Below are 17,623 nucleotides of genomic sequence, written 5' to 3'. Positions count from 1 at the left end.
GTTTCAGGCATTTTTAGGTATAATCATCCTATTCAATCTAAGGAATCAAATATTATGCACGTTGGTATTATTGGCGCGATGGAGCCAGAAGTAAAAATCTTACGCGAAGCAATGGTAAACCCAAGCATCATGACTAAAGCTGGTTTTACCTTTTACACCGGTGAACTAGCGGGTAACACAGTTACTTTAGTTCAATCTGGTATTGGTAAAGTGGCTTCTGCAGTAGCAACAACACTACTAATCGATAACTTCAGTCCAGATTGTGTGATCAACACAGGTTCTGCAGGTGGTTTTGAGCCATCGCTAAATGTAGGCGATGTGGTTATTTCTTCAGAAGTTCGTCACCATGATGTAGACGTAACTGCATTCGGTTACGAAATCGGTCAAGTACCACAAATGCCAGCTGGCTTTGCTGCGCACCCTAAACTGATTGAAGCGGCAGAGCAAAGCGTAAGTCAAATCAGCGATGTTAAAACCATGATTGGCCTAATTTGTACTGGTGATTCATTCATGTGTGACCCGGTACGAATTGAAAAAACACGTGCTGAATTCCCAACTATGCTTGCAGTAGAAATGGAAGGTGCAGCAATTGCACAAGCTTGTCATGTGCTAGAAACACCATTTGTTGTTATTCGTTCAATGTCTGACATTGCTGGCAAAGAGTCGCCGCAATCATTTGAAGAGTATATCGAAACTGCATCTATCAACTCATCTAAAATGGTTGTTGCTCTTTTAGAGAAGCTAACATCGGTGAGTTTATAAGGTGATTGCAAATATTGTTCAAAACCATTTGGACATTATTGTATTTTTTGTAGCGCTCTTAGCTGAGCGCTTCTTTCCTTTGGTTAGTTGGTATCATCCTAATACCTTTTTAACCGTTATTTTCTCTGCGCTTAGCGAGCGTTTATACAACCCAACGAACCCCAAAAGCTATCAATATTTAGCCTCAACCTTAGCTTTTACTCTCACCATTTTAGTGATAGTGACATTGGTTGTGCTGTTTTTAGAGTTTGCTTTTTACCCTGAGCTATTAAATGGCTTAATTTTATATCTGTTACTCAGTAGCCGCGCTCAAGAGAAGAAATCATTACGTATTGCCAGATTACTCAAGCTCAACCAAAAAGCGACTGCAAGAGAGCTACTAGCTAGCCTCGTTGCCCGTGATGTATCACGTTTATCAGCCCCAGGCATTTGCAAAGCAACCATGGAGTCACTGGTGCTTCAAAGTGCGCGGCATTATTTTGCCGTTATATTCTTTTATCTACTTGGCGGCGCTATCCTTGCTTTGGTTTATCGCTTACTCACATTAATTCATCAGGCATGGCGAAAAAACCTAAAACCCAACAACCCGTTTTTGGCTCCGATTGCTAAATTACTATTTGTATTGGAGTGGTTACCCACTCGATTAGTTGCATTAACGATTGCAGCAACTAATGCCAGTAAACAATGTATTCATTATATAAAACACTATGGCAGACACTTTTATCAAACCAATACAGGATGGCTGTTAAGTGTTACATCGGCTGCTTTGCAAGTACAGTTAGGCGGCCCTGCCCTTTACCAAGGTGAGCGCTTTAATAAAATGCGTGTTGGGACTGATCGCCTACCAGATGCCGATGATATTCCTGCTTTAGTGAATCGCTTAAATCAAGCGAAAGCATTTTGGTTACTACTGATAGTCGGGATTGAAGTAATTAGCCTATTCACAAACTAATCAAAATATAAGCACAAAAAAACCAGCCGCAGCTGGTTTTTTATACCAATTAGCTTTATTAAGCTAAGGTGATTTTAGCAAACTTACGTTTACCTACTTGGTAAATCTGTGTTGTGCCTTTAGCAACTTCAAGCTTAGTATCCGTTACTTTCTCTTCACCATTAATCTTTACAGCACCTTGTTTAATCATACGCATTGCTTCTGACGTACTAGCTACAAGGTTAGCTTCTTTTAATAGATTAGTAATAAACACAGTGTCTTCAGCAATTGTTACTGTCACTTCTGGGATCTCATCTGGTAATGCATTCTTTTGGAAACGCTTGATGAAATCTTGATGAGCACCTTCGGCTGCTTCTTCACTGTGGAAACGTGCAATCATTTCTTTGGCAAGTTCAATCTTGATGTCGCGCGGGTTTGCACCATCAGCAACACGCTGTTTAAGCGCAGCAATTTCTTCGATAGATAATGCACTTAATAAGTCATAGTAACGCCACATTAGATCATCGCTGATAGACATTACTTTACCAAACATGTCGTTTGGCTCATCAGTAATACCAATGTAATTACCTAATGACTTGGACATTTTCTGAACGCCATCAGTACCTTCAAGCAGTGGCATCATAAGTACTGTTTGTGGCTTTTGACCTTCGTCTTTTTGTAATTCACGACCCATTAATAGGTTAAAACGTTGGTCTGTACCGCCAAGCTCAACATCAGCTTCTAATGCAACTGAGTCCCAACCTTGTACCAGTGGATATAAAAATTCGTGGATAGCAATTGATTGGCCGTTGGCATAACGCTTTTTAAAGTCATCACGTTCTAGCATACGTGCTACTGTTTGACGCGCAGCCAGTTTAATCATACCTGCTGCACCTAAGTTCTCCATCCAAGCAGAGTTGAATGCAACAGTTGTTTTAGCAGGATCAAGAATTTTAAATACTTGCTCTTTATAGGTTTCAGCATTAGCTAAAACATCTTCACGAGTTAACGGTTTACGCGTTACGTTTTTACCCGTTGGATCACCAATCATACCGGTGAAGTCACCGATTAAGAAAATCACTTCATGACCTAGGTCTTGGAAGGTTTTCATTTTGTTGATAAGAACTGTATGACCTAAATGCAGATCAGGCGCAGTTGGATCGAAACCCGCTTTGATCTTAAGTTTCTTACCAGACTTTAGCTTTTCGACTAATTCGTCTTCAATTAATATCTCTTCTGCACCGCGTTTTATCTCAGCTAGAGCGGTTTGTAAATCCACTGTGTATTACTCCAAAAATTCAGCTACCGGGGCGTGGTGGCCTGTCAGGGTTATAAATATAGAGCTAAAAACTTTAAAATTTAGCTAGTTAGCACCAAAAAGCGACACTAGAAAAAAGCCTAACTTAAATAGTTTAAGAAACAGCCCTGAAGGCAGCGCGCATGATTGTTCTTTATACCGCGTTATTGCAATTTAATGAAGGTACTTTAGTTAACTAATATAGATTTAGTTTAACCATAGGCATCTGCTGCAATTTTAACCAAAAAAGTTTAACGCGCTGAGCAATTCTAGCGTAAAATAGCGCCAGTTTAAATCTACAAAACACTGGTATTTGCTCTATTTTAGGTATATCCTGCGATATTAGTATTTAAATTTCTTGACAGCAGAAAAGGCACGATATGGTTCACGTAGTGCACAAACTTCCCAAAAAACACAAACTGCTTATTCTCGGTTTGGTTTCTGCTATTGTTGGCTTGGCATTATTGCCTTCTGAAAAAGCCACCGCTTCAAAGGATAACAGTGCAAAAGCACTTGAAATTGGCAAACGCTACGAATTACAAGTTAAAGTTGATGATAACGAAAAACTAACTGAGCTTAATTCGCAGCAAGCAGCAGCAAAACTTCCAGAATACGAGCTTATCGACCATGAAGTACGAAATGGCGATAATTTAGCACTTATCTTTAAACGTGCGGGCTTCTCAGCGCAAACATTACACAAACTTGTTAATACCAACGCAGAAACTCGTAAATTAACAAAAATTCACCCAGGCGAAATCTTAAGCTTTGCAACAGCTGAAGATGGCTCTTTAGCTCAGCTACGTTATGTGATCTCAAAAACAGACACCTTATACGTTACATTAAATGACGAAGGTAACTACGACACTTCTATCGATAGCAAAGAAATCGAAACGCTAAGTAAGTCGGCTGGCGGTGAGATCTCTAATAGCTTTTGGACGTCAGGCATTGCAGCAGGTTTAAGCGAGCGTCAAATTATGAATTTTGCTGACATCTTCGGTTGGGATGTCGACTTTGCTAATGACATTCGTAAAGGTGACCAATTTGGTCTCATTTATGAAGCTCACTATGTTGATGGTGAGTACATTGGTGATGGTAAAATTATTGCCGCAGAATTTATTAACCAAGGTGAGCGTTATACCGCTATTCGCCATACTGATGGTAACTTCTACACGCCTGAAGGCCGTAGCATGAAAAAAGCCTTCTTACGTGCGCCTGTTAACTTTAAGTATATTAGTTCGAGCTTTAACCCTCGTCGCTTACACCCAGTGACTAAAACGGTAAAACCACATAACGGTATTGATTACGCAGCGCGTACCGGTACGCCAGTTGTATCATCGGGTAATGGTAAAGTGATTAAAGCAGGCTACAGTAAATACAATGGTAACTATGTATTTATTAGCCATGGCACACAGTATGTGACTAAGTACTTACACTTAGACAAAAAGATGGTTAGAACTGGTCAGAAAGTGAAGCAAGGCCAGAAGATTGGTACCGTTGGCGCAACAGGTCGTGTGACGGGCCCACACTTACACTATGAATTCTTAGTAAACGGTGTTCACCGTAACCCTAAAACGGTCAAACTACCTAAATCAGAGCCTCTACCGCGCGATGAGTTAGCTAAGTTTAAACCGATTGCTGATAACTTCTTAGCTCAATTACAGCGTAACCGTGAGTTACAATTAGCGTTAAATAAGTAGTTAGGTAAACATGTAAAAGCCGCTTCAACTTGAAGCGGCTTTTTTGTGCCTAGAATAAATCCGGCTAAAACTATTATAGACTTTACTAAAACGAGTACTGAAGGCACTGCGGGTTAATACAATTATTACCTTAAAAGAACATAGATAAGTTGAATAATTAGCGAAATCATCACCAGTGGCCAAATGTACTTTGCATACTTTGTCGCGCCATCAAGCCCCATTTTAGACTGATACTTTTCAAGTAGCGGTATTAGAATAACCAAAGCAACAAAAAGGCATAGTAAGATAATAAAGATATTCATGGTGGCTTCCTTACACAACTATCATTTAACTACAATTTCTTTAGGGTGACCCTAGTCTATAGGCAAAAAAAAGCGCAGTAAAATTACTGCGCCAGTCGGTTGGAAGTAAATCGACTTAATCGTGTTGTTAGCCAACAATCGCTAACAAAATACCTGCTGCAACGGCACTTCCTAATACCCCTGCTACGTTTGGTCCCATGGCATGCATTAACAAGAAGTTATGCGGGTTGCTCTCAAGGCCTACCTTATTAACCACACGTGCTGCCATTGGTACCGCTGACACACCGGCTGCGCCTACTAATGGGTTGATTGGCGATTTAGAGATCTTATTAAGACCTTTTGCCATAAACACCCCTGAAGCTGTACCGATTGCAAAGGCTAAAGCACCTAACACCAAAATACCGATTGTTTCTACGGTTAAGAACTTATCGGCTGCAAGCTTTGAGCCTACCGCTAAGCCTAAGAAAATGGTGGTAATGTTGATGATTTCGTTTTGTGCACTATTGCTTAAACGATCAACCACGCCCGATTCACGCATCAAGTTACCTAAGCAGAACATACCTACCAGCGGTGTTGCCGCAGGTAAAAACAAGATAGTTAAACTAAGCACCATTAATGGAAAAACAATTTTCTCTTTTTTCGATACTGTACGAAGTTGCGGCATTTGAATTTCGCGCTCTTCTTGCGTTGTTAGTGCGCGCATAATTGGCGGCTGAATAATTGGCACAAGTGCCATGTATGAATAAGCCGCTACTGCGATTGCACCAAGTAAATCAGGTGCCAACTTAGATGCTAAGAAAATAGCTGTTGGACCATCTGCCCCACCAATAATGGCGATGGCCGATGCATCCTGTAGCGAAAATTCAAAGCCAGGAATAAAGTTAAGTAGAATTGCACCAAATAAAGTAGCAAAAATACCAAACTGCGCAGCCGCGCCCAACAGCAACATACGCGGATTTGCTATCAGGGCACTAAAGTCTGTAAGCGCCCCAACGCCCATAAAGATCAAAAGTGGGAATACCCCAGAGTCAATCCCGATATGGTACACGTAATATAAAAGACCACCCGGCTCAGATAACCCAGCAACTGGGATATTAGTTAAAATAGCCCCAAAGCCGATAGGTAATAACAACAGTGGCTCAAAGTTACGGGAGATTGCTAAATAGAGTAACAAGCAACCAACCGCAATCATGATCAATGCCGGAAAAGTAAAGTTAGCAATACCCGTGGCATGCCAGAGGTTTAAAACACCATCCATCCTCTGTCTCCTATGCCAGTGCGATTAGCGCATCGCCAGTGGCAACAGAGTCGCCTTCTGCTACTAATACTTCAGCTATTGTGCCTGAGTGTGCAGCGCGAACTTCTGTTTCCATTTTCATCGCTTCCATAATGATAACCACATCACCTTCGTTTACTGTTTGGCCAGCTTTTACCTTCACTTTGAAAATATTGCCTGCTAACGGCGCGTTTAAGGTTTCGCTAACAGACGCTGAAGCTGACTGAGGAATTAACTCACTGTCTTTTAGGGTTACCTCTTTGAGCTCACCACCTTGCGCTACAACTACATCGTAAACTTTGCCATCAACTTTAACGCTGTATTGCTCTGCTTTTGCAGGGCTTGTAGAGGCTGGCTTAGTTTCTGACTTAGCGACTTCACCCGTTGGAATTGCTTCAAACGCATCAGGGTTGTTACGGTTTTTAATAAACTTAAGGCCGATTTGAGGGAATAATGCGTAAGTAAGCACATCATCAATCACGTCATCAGCAAGCTCTAAACCTTGCTCTTTAGCTTCACTTAATAACTCTGCTTCAAGCTTCTCAAGTTCAGGTTCAAGCTTATCAGCAGGACGGCACGTAATTGCTTCAGCGCCCTCTAGTACACGCTCTTGTAGCTCTTTATTCATTGGCGCCGGTGTTGCACCATACTCACCTTTAAGTACACCCGCAGTTTCTTTAGTGATGGTTTTATAACGCTCGCCAGTCAGTACATTGAGTACCGCTTGAGTACCTACAATTTGCGACGTTGGTGTAACTAAAGGAATGTAACCTAAGTCTTCACGTACACGCGGGATCTCAAGTAATACTTGATCAAGCTTATCAGCAGCACCTTGCTCTTTAAGCTGATTTTCCATGTTAGTTAACATACCGCCAGGTACTTGGGCTAATAAGATACGACCATCAACACCTTTAAGGCTGCCTTCAAATGCAGCGTATTTCTTACGTACATCACGGAAATAAGCGGCAATTTCTTCTAACTCATTTAAATTAAGGCCGGTGTCACGCTCAGTGCCTTCTACAATTGAAACAATAGTTTCTGTGGCACTATGACCGTAGGTCATACTCATTGACGAAATAGCCGTATCAAGCATATCGATACCCGCATCGATTGCTTTTTGGTAAGTTGCAGTACTTAAACCTGTCGTCGCGTGGCATTGCATTGCGATAGGAATAGATACAGTTTCTTTTAAGCCTTTGATCAACTGCTCGCAATCATATGGCTTTAATAAACCCGCCATATCTTTAATACAAATTGAATGACAGCCAAGATCTTCTAGTTGTTTTGCCAGCTCAAGCCACATATCAAGCGTATGGACTGGGCTTACTGTGTACGAAATAGTACCTTGGGCATGAGCACCTACTTTAACTGCGGCTTTAATGGCAGTTTCAAGGTTACGTACATCGTTCATCGCATCAAAAATACGGAATACATCAACACCGTTTTTGTGGGCACGCTCAACAAACTTTTCGACTACATCATCAGCATAATGACGGTAACCTAGAAGATTTTGTCCACGAAGTAGCATTTGTTGCTTAGTGTTTGGCATTGCCGCTTTTAGCTCGCGAATACGTTGCCAAGGATCTTCACCTAAATAACGGATACACGAGTCAAACGTCGCACCACCCCATGATTCAATTGACCAATAACCCGCATTATCGAGTTTTTCTGCCATGGGTAGCATGTCGTCTAAGCGCATACGCGTTGCCAAAAGAGACTGGTGTGCGTCACGCAATACTAATTCGGTTAATTTTAATTTAGCCATGTTTAAGCTGCCCCGTTATTTTTGTTTATTTCGAAATTGAGCAATTGCAGCGCTGATTGCTGCAATATGTGCCTGTGGCACACCCTGTTGAGGTTGAATTTTTGCTGTACGCGTAGGTTCTACAGTTGCAGGATCATCAAATCGACCCACTACCTTTGACATTAAAGTGACTGCTGAAATCAAAATAGTCAGAAAAACAAACACGCCTACCATGCCTGTCACCATCAAACTGGCCGCAGTGGTGAGTAATCCACCTATATCCATACGACTCCCCTCGCTTACTTAAAATAAAAAGTTATTTTTGTTAAATAATTATGCACCAATAATAACAAACAAAATTCATTTGTATAGCACCATTGTAAATTGGTAAAACCAATTAAATTTAAAATAACATGACGCACATATAATTAACACCCTACTATTAGCGCATTTAAAGCCCCGTTATAGATGATATAAATAGTCAATATAGCCAGACGTTATATGTTCAGCTATTAACCAACCGTAGTAAAAAGCCTAAAAACCACGCACAACAAGGCGTTAGAGCTATCCACTTAAAATAAAGTTAAATTGGTCTTACCAATAACCACAGCAATTCTCTTTTTCCTCATTCATCTCAATATGAAAAAATATCACTATGAATAAGTTACATGCTTACTCGTAAAAGTTACCAAATGATGAACCCTATAAAGAACGACAAAAACACACAACCCATTGAAATATATAAAATAAAACTTCTGGCACAGAACTCGCTTCAGTTACATCGAACTTAAGAAAATTTAAATAGCCAAGGAGACCACTATGTTACGCTGGACAATTACTTTTTTAGTTATCGCGTTAATCGCAGCAGTGTTAGGTTTTGGCGGTATCGCAGGAGCCGCTGCAGGCATCGCTAAGATTATCTTTTTTATATTTTTAGTATTACTAGTTATTTCGCTGGTATCAGGAGCACTTAGAGGCAGTGTCCCTAAGTAGTTAAAAGCAGATAACCACTTACTTTATTTTAAATTTACAAGGAATTTCATTATGAAAAATTCAACTTTAAAAGCCGCTACTATCGCCCTATTTTCAGGTTTATTCATCATGGGTTGTGAAGACAACTCTGCTGAAGACGCAGGTGAGCGTATTGATGAAGCAATTACTGATACACAAAATGCAGTTGAAGATGCATGTGAAGAAGTAAAAGAAGGTGTTAACGCAGAAGAAACTAACTGCTAATAACACACCTTACTTAAGAAAAGCGGCCAAGTGCCGCTTTTTTGTGTATGTAAGTTAGCGAGTTAGCGAGTTAGCGAGTTAGCGAGTTAGCGACTCTAGGCTGCCTGCAGCTTGTGTCAAGCAGCTTGCTAACTTTACTCTTTCCCCTAGAAACCCGCTAACTTGTTGGGTGTCGCTCCGCTCTACCCTACATCATGTAGGTCGCCATTTATGGCGACACATAACCGCTAACATTGACGGGCTAAAGCCCGACCTACAGCCGCATTAATTCAGAGAACCGCGCGAAATAAATTTCACGCCTACGAGGGATAAACCCGCAGCTACCTTAGGCTCGCAACTTTACTTTTTCCCCCTAGAAACTCATTAATTTGTTGGGTGTCGCTCCGCTCTACCCTACATCATGTAGGTCGTCATTTATGGCGACACATAACCGCTAACATTGACGGGCTAAAGCCCGACCTACGACTTACACGTAGATTTAAGAAACATCGCGCAAAATAAATTTCACGCCTACGTGAGCCTCAAACTCGATAACTTTACTCTTTCCCCTAGAAACTCGCTAACTTGTTGGGTTTCGCTCCGCTCTACCCAACCTACGAGCTCTTTTGTTTTAATCTGATAGCTGACGGCTGAAAGCTGATAGCTTCTTTATCTAGAAACTCGCTAACTTTAAGCTTTCATTTACAACCCGTTGTGAGGGGCTCGTTTGTCGTTACACTCGCTATATGCCACTGGCCGTCAATAAAACTCACCTTAGCTACATCGCTAACGGCAAAATCACCGGGGACATTTAAACGCGTTAAGTTGCTCGCTAACTGCTGCTGGCAATATGGGCCGGTATCGCCATGCATTACAAGTACAGGCTTATTGGTGTGCTTTGCGAAGTCGCTGATAGCATCACGGTACACTCTAAATGCATCACAATTAGAACGTTGTGACTCGCTGCAAGCGGGTTTACTGGTCGGGTGGTAAATATCAGCCTGAAAACCAAATACATAGGCCTTAGCATCTTGCTGAACAAGTGCTTGTTTCAACCAAGTTAAGTTGTACTTATCACGTTTGTCGGCGGCATCTAGTGCCGCGTTTTTATCACTTTTTAAAATTTGTGAGCGACCATTAAAAGTGCCCGGTATATGCAAAGTGCGAAACTCAATGCCATCAAACTGCCAGCGAGCATTTTCTAGCATTTCAGCTTGGGTTGCATAACCCTGAAGTTGTTGTGTTTTTTTTGTATAAGCATCGTCAAACATCAAGCCTTTAACAAAGCTTAGCCGTTCAAGCTCATCAAAACGCACCGATAGTTTTTCTCGGTCGCAATCGGTCCATTCATTATCACCTGGGGTGTAAATAAAAGGCTGCGGGGTCAACGACGTCAATAACGCTTTATTAGTTTGCAAAAGCTTATTCGTGCAAGCAAACGCTCCTGATTTCATATCACCAAGATGCATTAAAAAGCCATGAGGTGTTGCTGCGATTGCCTTGGCAATTTTTCCATCTTTGCCGAGATTGATTTCATCAATCGGGGTGTATGGCATATCGCCCATAACTAAAAAAGTATTTGTGGTCATTGCAAGTGCTAATGACATTGAACTAACAAACATACAACTTACACCTTTAAAATACGCATATCTTAAGCTCTCACAATGACAACTAAATGAAAACCAACTACAGAAGATTTTTTCTATCAATGTTAAACTGCCGCCAGCAAATTAAGTGAGCCTACGAATGACATTAAGTACAACTTACAAATTAGATAAACCGTATTATTACGAATGCTTTGATGAGTCTTTACCTTATTCATCTCAAGCCAAACCCAAATACCCGTTGTTGGTATTATTAATAACCTTAGGCTTGTTGGCTTTTTATCAATTAGATAATCATTATTTAGGCAGCTTTATGATTATGCTTGCCGTGGTTGAGTGCTTATCGTTTTATTACAAGCGCCCATGGTGGGTCGCAAGACAAATGATGAGTCGTGCATCAGGTAGCGAAGTCACTGTCGTATTTGATGATGAAGGCGTTAAAGCCGAAAACCCGCATAAAAGCTACCAATTAAGCTGGCAACAAATTAGTGAGATCATTGAAACTGAGCGAGGTTATATTTTAAAGGCTCAGCGCGGTATGCAATATATTTCTAAACAAGCGCTAAATGATGAAATAACAGCTGAACTAAATAAAAGAGCCACTCAGTGAGTGGCTCTTAAAAATATCTGTCGCTGATTAAACGTTGCCCGGATTTGGGTTAGATTTCTCTGCTTGGATTCGCATGTAGATTTCTTCACGATGTACTGATACATCTTTAGGTGCATTTACACCAATGCGAACTTGATTTCCTTTAACACCAAGAACAGTAACTGTTACTTCGTCACCGATCATAAGGGTTTCACCTACTCTACGAGTTAGTATTAGCATTCTATTGCTCCCATGTTCCAAAAAATTAAAAGATTCCGCGTCAAAAACATTCTAATGAAATATAGACTTAAAAGTAAGTAAAAACTCTAGATCTTATTCATTTTCAGTTAAAAAAACTTTGTGTAGCGCACGTACAGCCAGTTCTAAATACTTTTCGTCAATTAAAACTGATATCTTTATTTCTGATGTCGATACAAGCATCACTTTGATGTTTTCATCGGCAAGGGCATTAAAAAATAAACTTGCCACACCAGAGTGAGATTTCATCCCTACACCTACTGCAGACACCTTAGCAACATTGCTGATCCCTTTTATAGATTCTGCGCTGATACCATCTTGGTTACTGGTCAAAATTTCAAGCGCTTGCTCAAAATCATTCGTGTGCACAGTAAAAGCATAGTCTATTTTTTCAAAGTTATGATTAACTTGATTAATCATATCTATTTCGATGCCGAATTCTGCAAAAAGTTTCAAAATTTTTGCAAGGTTTTCCGTTCCTTGGTGCACGCCATTAACGTAAATCAGACTTTCGTCACGATTAAAGGCGATACCCGACACAATGTTTGCTTGCACATCCGGCTCCTCAAAACTGATCAAGGTCCCTTGATCCGGGTTAAAACTCGATAACACTCTGAGCGGTATATTATATTTTCCTGCGGCTTCGACACTACGAATATGTAGCACCTTAGCCCCAAGGCTGGCCATTTCGAGCATTTCTTCGAAGGTGACATGGCTCATACGTCGCGCATTTGGTTCAATACGCGGGTCGGTGGTATATACCCCATCAACATCAGTGTAAATTTGGCATTCGTCGGCATTGATAGCACCTGCAATCTCAACCGCAGAGGTATCTGTTCCACCGCGACCAAGCGTAGTGATATTGCCTTCAATATCACGGCCCTGAAAGCCCGCTATAATGGCAATACGGTTATGCTCAAGTTCATGCTTAAGACGAGTCGCAGCAATCTCTTCAATGCGCGCTTTGCCAAACATATTATCGGTGCGAATGTTGACCTGATCAGCAAGCAAGCTTACCGCTGAGTGACCACGTTTGATGATAGCCATTGCCAGCAGAGAGACTGACACTTGCTCACCGGTGGTTAGCAATACATCAAGCTCACGAGCACTAGGTCGAGAATCGATTTGTTTAGCGAGTTTAATTAGACGGTTAGTTTCTCCCGACATAGCCGAGAGTACCACCACAACTTGATGGCCTTGTTGCTTGGTTTTTACAACAAGGTCGGCGACTGCCTCAATTCGCTCTATTGAGCCAACTGAGGTGCCACCGAATTTTTGGACGATAAGTGCCACTAGTAGTTAAGAACGCTCAGATAACCAACCAGTTACACTTTCTAAGGCTGCAGCTAGGTTCTCTGGCTGAGTACCACCAGCTTGTGCCATATCAGGACGACCACCGCCCTTACCGCCTACTTGTGCAGCCATGTGATTTACAAGCTCACCGGCTTTCACTTTACCTGTTAGGTCTTTAGTTACACCTGCAATTAGGCTTACTTTATCGCCATTAGCTACGCCAAGGGCAATAACACCTGAGCCAATCTTCGTTTTCAGGTCATCAACCATGCCACGTAGTGCTTTAGACTCAGTACCTGCAACATCAGCAACCAGTAGTTTAATACCGTTCACTTCAACAACAGAGTCAAGTAACGATGCACCAGCCGCACTTGCTAGCTTGTCGTTAAGCTGTGCAATTTGCTTCTCAAGGCCTTTTGATTTCTCAAGTAACGCCGTTACTTTTTCAAGTACTGTGCTGCTATCACCTTTAACTAGTGCTGCAACATCGTTTAGTTGTTGCTCTTGCTCACTTACATAAGCAACCGCTTCAGCACCTGTTACCGCTTCAATACGGCGGATACCGGCTGCGATACCGCTTTCTGATACGATTTTAAATAAACCGATATCACCTGCACGCTTAACGTGAGTACCACCACATAGCTCGATTGAGTAGTCACCAATGGTTACTACGCGAACTTCGTCGTCGTATTTTTCACCGAATAATGCCATTGCACCTTTTGCTTTAGCATCTTCGATAGCCATTAGCTCAGTTTCAAGAGCAAAGTTACGACGGATTTCATCGTTTACTGCGCGCTCGATTTGGCGTAATTCGTCTTTTGTTACCGCTTCAAAGTGAGAGAAGTCAAAACGTAAACGCTCAGGGTCAACAAGTGAACCTTTTTGATTTACGTGCTCACCTAAAATTTGACGTAACGTTTCATGTAAAATGTGTGTTGCAGTGTGGTTTTTCTTGATGCTATCGCGACGAGCTGCATCAATTGTTGCCTCTGCTTTATCGTTTGTACCAATACGGCCTTGTACACGACCATGGTGTGCAAATGCATTACCAAGTTTCGTGGTGTTAGTCACTACAAACTCACCGCCAGCAACTTTTAACACACCTGTGTCACCAACCTGACCACCTGATTCAGCATAAAACGGTGTGCGGTCTAAGATTGCGATACCTTCTTGACCATCTTCAAGTACTGAAACCGATTGACCTTCAGAGAAAAGTTCAACCACAGTACCTGTGTAATGTTCTGCATCGTAACCTTTAAAGTCTGTGTGTTTTTCAGACTTAAGTTGTTGGTTGTAATCAGCACCAAACTTACCTGCTTGCTGTGCTTGCTTACGCTGAACAGCCATACACTCTTGGAAGCCGTGCTCATCAATCGTCATGAAACGCTCGCGCGCAACGTCAGCCGTTAAATCAGCTGGGAAACCGTAAGTGTCGTAAAGTTTGAATACTAAGTCACCTGGGATCACATCACCTTCGATGTCAGTTAGGCTTTCTTCTAAAATAGCCAGACCACGCTCAAGTGTTTTACCAAACTGCTCTTCTTCGATACGCAGTACTTTTTCGATAATTTCTTGTTGTTTAGCAAGCTCTGGGTACGCTTGACCCATTTGCTCAATTAGTGCAGCAACTAGCTTGTAGAAGAATGCACCTTTCGCGCCTAGCTTATTACCATGACGAACGGCACGACGAATAATACGACGTAGTACATAACCACGGCCTTCGTTTGATGGCATAACGCCGTCAGATACTAAGAACGCACACGAACGAATGTGGTCAGCCACAACGCGTAACGATTTATCGTCTAAATCTTGTGCGTTTGTTACTTTAGCCGCTGCTGCAATTAGAGCTTGGAATAAATCGATTTCGTAGTTTGAGTGCACGCCTTGTAAAATTGCAGAGATACGCTCAAGACCCATACCTGTATCAACAGACTGCTTAGGAAGCGGCTCCATTGTACCGTCGGCATGGCGGTTATACTGCATAAATACTAGGTTCCAGATCTCGATGAAACGGTCACCGTCTTCTTCAGGAGAACCTGGAGGACCACCCCAAATTTCTTCACCGTGATCGTAAAAGATTTCAGAACATGGACCACAAGGACCTGTATCTCCCATTGACCAGAAGTTATCGCTGGTTGCAATGCGAATAATACGGTCTTCACTTAGACCCACTTCTTTGTGCCAAATGTTGAAGGCTTCTTCATCATCGTGATAAATGGTAACAAGTAGCTTTTCTTGAGGTAGTTTTACAACATCAGTTAAAAACTCCCAAGCAAACTTGATTGCGTCTTGCTTGAAGTAATCACCAAAGCTGAAGTTACCTAACATTTCGAAGAATGTATGGTGACGTGCAGTGTAACCTACGTTTTCAAGGTCGTTATGTTTACCACCGGCGCGTACACAACGTTGTGAGCTGGTTGCACGTGAATAAGGGCGGCTTTCCGCACCTAAAAATACATCTTTAAATTGCACCATACCAGCGTTATTGAATAATAACGTGGCATCGTTACCCGGGATCAGCGAGCTTGAAGGAACAATTTGGTGTTGTTTAGAGGCAAAAAAGTCTAAGAACTGTTGCCTGATCTGTGCGGTAGTCATATGCTGCATGTGAAAATCTCACCCGTTTATTGCTGTGCTTGCATTGCAAAATCAATTTGTTCGTAATTAAAGCCTCGATACATCAAGTAGCGTACACGTTTCGCTCTTTCTTTCTGGTCGAGTTCTTTACCTGAATTTGAAAACTTCTTTAAATATGCGTCCTTTGCGAGTTCGAACCAATCGACTTCAAACTCCTCGAGCGTTTTATCTAATAGTGCTCGGTCTATCCCTTTTGCCATTGCTTCGCTCTGAATGCGTTTTACACCATGATACTTAGCTAAATGGCGGCGTACAAACCCTTCGCAATAGCGCTGTTCGTTAATAAAATTGTGTGATTCACACCAATCTAACAAGCGCTCTGTGAACTCGGGCGTCGCCTCTTTTTGCTGTAACTTTCGCGTTAAATCCCGACGCGAATAATCTTGTCGAGACAATAACCAAAGTACGTAATTTTTTAACTTTTGTTCTTTATCATCCATTACGCGTCAAAGCGTCCTGATTGTGACGGCGCTTCAGGTGCTTTTGTTTGGCCATCACCTTTTGGCACAACCGGCATAAAAATAGCCTGAAAAGACACGAAGAAGCTAATGTAACAAATTGGCATTAAAACCAATAGAGGAATAAACGATAAAGGAATACAGATCACCATTAAAACAGCGCAAATTAGGCCATAAACACTCAATGGCGCCATATTATGGTAAAACACCATGAATGAGGTTTTTAAAACCTGAAACATATTGCTTTGCTTTTGAAAATAAACCAAAGGCACTGCATAGGCAAAAGCGGTTAAATACACACAGATCGCCACTAAGAATACCGCAACTTGCCCCATTGAAATGGTTGCCAATAAATCTGCAATATGTGATTGGTTTTGTGGATCGAAAGTCTGACTCGAAATAACTGCGTAGGCATCTGCAAAAATGAAATTAGACAGTAAGGCTAATAAAATACCTGCCGCCATCTGATACACGGCGACGCGCACTAAACCTATACGGTTTCCTTTATTACTAAATGGCTTAAAAATATCAGCTTGGCTGATAGTCCCGCCTTGCTGCTTAGTTAACACAGCTTGATAAAAACCTGCCATCAAAAACGGGGTTACAAATGCACCAACAACTTGCAGTAAAGGTAGCAGCAATGCCAAAAAGCTAATTATCACGATTAGCAGATGCATTAAAATAAAAGTCAAAGGTTGCAGCTTAAAGATTTCCCATCCAGCTTTAAACCATTTAACGCCTGCATCAGCTTTAAAAATACGTACTTCGATCGACATAGTTTCTCATTCAATAACGACAAAACGCACCGAGTATAACTGGGTGCGCTACTTGTTTATAGTCACCTGTAGTGAAATTTACTCAGGCTTTTTAATTTTTTTAATATCAAGCATGTGCGAGCCATGTTTGATTTTCGTTTCGAGGTAAGCTTGGTTACCTACCACACCCGCTTTAATGTGCGCATGAGTGCCAACCACTGAATCAACTTCAATACCTGCATCACGCAGTGCTTTAAGCTTATTAGGGTTGTTAGTCATTAACTTAACATGCTTTTGATTGAGTGCTTCAAGCATTAATACCGCGTCTGAAAAATCACGTAAATCATCAGCAAAACCCAAGTGGTTATTCGCTTCGTACGTATTCATACCTTGCGACTGTAATACGTAAGCATCAATTTTATTGTATAAACCAATGCCACGCCCCTCTTGGCGTAAATACAGTAAAATACCGCCTTGTTGGTGCATCATCTCGATACACTCATTTAATTGCTCACCACAATCACAACGTGATGAATGGAATACATCGCCCGTTAAACACTCTGAATGCATACGAATTAAAGGGACATCTTGCTCTGTGTCAGCTTGATTAAACACTAAAGCAACATGTTCTTGGCCATCATTTAAGCCACTGAAAGATACGATTTCTGCAGGGATATCACTGTTTTTGCCAACATTCAGCTGGACTCTTGCTCTTACTTGCGCCACGACAAATCCAAATTAAAAAATAAATGCGATACTGCAAATGTGATTACAACAGCTTGAAGGTTGTAAGGATGCAACATAC

Annotated in this window: 18 protein-coding genes; 6 read left to right on the top strand and 12 right to left on the bottom strand. The window is 41.5% G+C overall.

From position 1 onward, the window contains the following. Positions 1-54 precede the first annotated feature (54 nt). Together mtnN and EXT43_RS06080 are read left to right on the top strand one after the other, a co-directional pair. On the top strand, positions 55-762 hold the full coding sequence (gene mtnN / locus EXT43_RS06085; protein ID WP_054551291.1) for a 5'-methylthioadenosine/S-adenosylhomocysteine nucleosidase: 708 nt from the start codon (positions 55-57) through the stop codon (positions 760-762). Between the two features lies 1 nt (position 763). Beyond that, on the top strand, positions 764-1,714 hold the full coding sequence (locus EXT43_RS06080; protein ID WP_058585663.1) for a cobalamin biosynthesis protein: 951 nt from the start codon (positions 764-766) through the stop codon (positions 1,712-1,714). Between the two features lie 58 nt (positions 1,715-1,772). Here EXT43_RS06080 and tyrS read toward each other — a convergent pair whose 3' ends face one another. Further along, positions 1,773-2,972, bottom strand: coding sequence for a tyrosine--tRNA ligase (gene tyrS, locus EXT43_RS06075; protein ID WP_054560777.1), 1,200 nt, complete (start codon positions 2,970-2,972; stop codon positions 1,773-1,775). 398 nt (positions 2,973-3,370) lie between these two features. Between tyrS and EXT43_RS06070 the strand changes: the two genes are divergently transcribed. Continuing rightward, positions 3,371-4,687 (top strand): peptidoglycan DD-metalloendopeptidase family protein, encoded by a 1,317-nt coding sequence (locus EXT43_RS06070; protein WP_062564929.1) that lies wholly within the window; start codon positions 3,371-3,373, stop codon positions 4,685-4,687. 125 nt (positions 4,688-4,812) lie between these two features. On the opposite strand, the gene EXT43_RS20665 is transcribed toward EXT43_RS06070, so the two are convergent. The 4 genes from EXT43_RS20665 to EXT43_RS06055 form a co-directional block, all read right to left on the bottom strand. After that, positions 4,813-4,989, bottom strand: coding sequence for a hypothetical protein (locus tag EXT43_RS20665; protein ID WP_165385086.1), 177 nt, complete (start codon positions 4,987-4,989; stop codon positions 4,813-4,815). A 127-nt stretch (positions 4,990-5,116) separates the two neighbouring features. After that, entirely contained in the window at positions 5,117-6,247 is a 1,131-nt protein-coding gene (locus tag EXT43_RS06065; RefSeq protein ID WP_062564928.1) for a sodium ion-translocating decarboxylase subunit beta, read from the bottom strand. A 10-nt stretch (positions 6,248-6,257) separates the two neighbouring features. Continuing rightward, on the bottom strand, positions 6,258-8,030 hold the full coding sequence (gene oadA / locus EXT43_RS06060; RefSeq protein WP_055198140.1) for a sodium-extruding oxaloacetate decarboxylase subunit alpha: 1,773 nt from the start codon (positions 8,028-8,030) through the stop codon (positions 6,258-6,260). A 15-nt stretch (positions 8,031-8,045) separates the two neighbouring features. Continuing rightward, positions 8,046-8,294, bottom strand: coding sequence for an OadG family transporter subunit (locus EXT43_RS06055; protein WP_062564927.1), 249 nt, complete (start codon positions 8,292-8,294; stop codon positions 8,046-8,048). A gap of 534 nt (positions 8,295-8,828) precedes the next feature. Between EXT43_RS06055 and EXT43_RS06050 the strand changes: the two genes are divergently transcribed. Beyond that, entirely contained in the window at positions 8,829-9,002 is a 174-nt protein-coding gene (locus EXT43_RS06050) for a DUF1328 family protein (protein ID WP_064971747.1), read from the top strand. Positions 9,003-9,053: 51 nt separating this feature from the next. Beyond that, positions 9,054-9,245: a hypothetical protein gene (locus EXT43_RS06045; protein WP_054551284.1), complete on the top strand. Its 192-nt coding sequence runs from the start codon at positions 9,054-9,056 to the stop codon at positions 9,243-9,245. Positions 9,246-9,922: 677 nt separating this feature from the next. On the opposite strand, the gene EXT43_RS06040 is transcribed toward EXT43_RS06045, so the two are convergent. Continuing rightward, complete coding sequence (locus tag EXT43_RS06040) at positions 9,923-10,846, bottom strand: hypothetical protein (protein ID WP_062564926.1); 924 nt, start codon at positions 10,844-10,846, stop codon at positions 9,923-9,925. A 124-nt stretch (positions 10,847-10,970) separates the two neighbouring features. Here EXT43_RS06040 and EXT43_RS06035 point away from each other — a divergent pair, with 124 nt between their 5' ends. After that, entirely contained in the window at positions 10,971-11,438 is a 468-nt protein-coding gene (locus tag EXT43_RS06035; RefSeq protein ID WP_130166576.1) for a YcxB family protein, read from the top strand. 27 nt (positions 11,439-11,465) lie between these two features. Here the strand turns inward: EXT43_RS06035 and csrA are convergent, their stop codons facing one another. From csrA to ribA, 6 genes are all read right to left on the bottom strand, one after another. Further along, complete coding sequence (gene csrA / locus EXT43_RS06030; protein WP_036970495.1) at positions 11,466-11,657, bottom strand: carbon storage regulator CsrA; 192 nt, start codon at positions 11,655-11,657, stop codon at positions 11,466-11,468. 93 nt (positions 11,658-11,750) lie between these two features. Then, positions 11,751-12,968 (bottom strand): aspartate kinase, encoded by a 1,218-nt coding sequence (locus tag EXT43_RS06025; protein WP_058585667.1) that lies wholly within the window; start codon positions 12,966-12,968, stop codon positions 11,751-11,753. 6 nt (positions 12,969-12,974) lie between these two features. Continuing rightward, complete coding sequence (gene alaS / locus EXT43_RS06020) at positions 12,975-15,575, bottom strand: alanine--tRNA ligase (protein ID WP_058585668.1); 2,601 nt, start codon at positions 15,573-15,575, stop codon at positions 12,975-12,977. A gap of 17 nt (positions 15,576-15,592) precedes the next feature. After that, positions 15,593-16,045, bottom strand: a complete 453-nt coding sequence (locus tag EXT43_RS06015; RefSeq protein ID WP_054551279.1) for a regulatory protein RecX — start codon at positions 16,043-16,045, stop codon at positions 15,593-15,595. After that, a complete protein-coding gene (locus tag EXT43_RS06010; protein WP_062564924.1) occupies positions 16,045-16,839 on the bottom strand; it encodes a BPSS1780 family membrane protein in 795 nt (264 codons plus the stop codon). Before EXT43_RS06010 ends, EXT43_RS06015 begins: the two co-directional genes overlap by 1 nt. A 78-nt stretch (positions 16,840-16,917) precedes the next feature. Then, complete coding sequence (gene ribA, locus EXT43_RS06005) at positions 16,918-17,544, bottom strand: GTP cyclohydrolase II (RefSeq protein ID WP_062564923.1); 627 nt, start codon at positions 17,542-17,544, stop codon at positions 16,918-16,920. Between the last annotated feature and the right edge of the window lie 79 nt (positions 17,545-17,623).

This window comes from Pseudoalteromonas sp. CO109Y, from assembly GCF_004208935.1.
In the GTDB taxonomy this organism is placed as follows: domain Bacteria; phylum Pseudomonadota; class Gammaproteobacteria; order Enterobacterales; family Alteromonadaceae; genus Pseudoalteromonas; species Pseudoalteromonas shioyasakiensis.
The sequence above is the reverse complement of the archived record's forward strand: the minus strand, read 5'-3'. Positions and strand labels throughout refer to the sequence as shown.

Bases quoted from the DNA above. Each gene is read 5' to 3' on its own strand.
- mtnN (WP_054551291.1), top strand. From the start codon at position 55: ATGCACGTTGGTATTATTGGCGCGATGGAGCCAGAAGTAAAAATCTTA.
- EXT43_RS06070 (WP_062564929.1), top strand. From the start codon at position 3,371: ATGGTTCACGTAGTGCACAAACTTCCCAAAAAACACAAACTGCTTATT.
- EXT43_RS20665 (WP_165385086.1), bottom strand. From the start codon at position 4,989: ATGAATATCTTTATTATCTTACTATGCCTTTTTGTTGCTTTGGTTATT.
- EXT43_RS06065 (WP_062564928.1), bottom strand. From the start codon at position 6,247: ATGGATGGTGTTTTAAACCTCTGGCATGCCACGGGTATTGCTAACTTT.
- oadA (WP_055198140.1), bottom strand. From the start codon at position 8,030: ATGGCTAAATTAAAATTAACCGAATTAGTATTGCGTGACGCACACCAG.
- EXT43_RS06055 (WP_062564927.1), bottom strand. From the start codon at position 8,294: ATGGATATAGGTGGATTACTCACCACTGCGGCCAGTTTGATGGTGACA.
- EXT43_RS06050 (WP_064971747.1), top strand. From the start codon at position 8,829: ATGTTACGCTGGACAATTACTTTTTTAGTTATCGCGTTAATCGCAGCA.
- EXT43_RS06045 (WP_054551284.1), top strand. From the start codon at position 9,054: ATGAAAAATTCAACTTTAAAAGCCGCTACTATCGCCCTATTTTCAGGT.
- EXT43_RS06040 (WP_062564926.1), bottom strand. From the start codon at position 10,846: ATGTTTGTTAGTTCAATGTCATTAGCACTTGCAATGACCACAAATACT.
- EXT43_RS06035 (WP_130166576.1), top strand. From the start codon at position 10,971: ATGACATTAAGTACAACTTACAAATTAGATAAACCGTATTATTACGAA.
- csrA (WP_036970495.1), bottom strand. From the start codon at position 11,657: ATGCTAATACTAACTCGTAGAGTAGGTGAAACCCTTATGATCGGTGAC.
- alaS (WP_058585668.1), bottom strand. From the start codon at position 15,575: ATGCAGCATATGACTACCGCACAGATCAGGCAACAGTTCTTAGACTTT.
- EXT43_RS06015 (WP_054551279.1), bottom strand. From the start codon at position 16,045: ATGGATGATAAAGAACAAAAGTTAAAAAATTACGTACTTTGGTTATTG.
- EXT43_RS06010 (WP_062564924.1), bottom strand. From the start codon at position 16,839: ATGTCGATCGAAGTACGTATTTTTAAAGCTGATGCAGGCGTTAAATGG.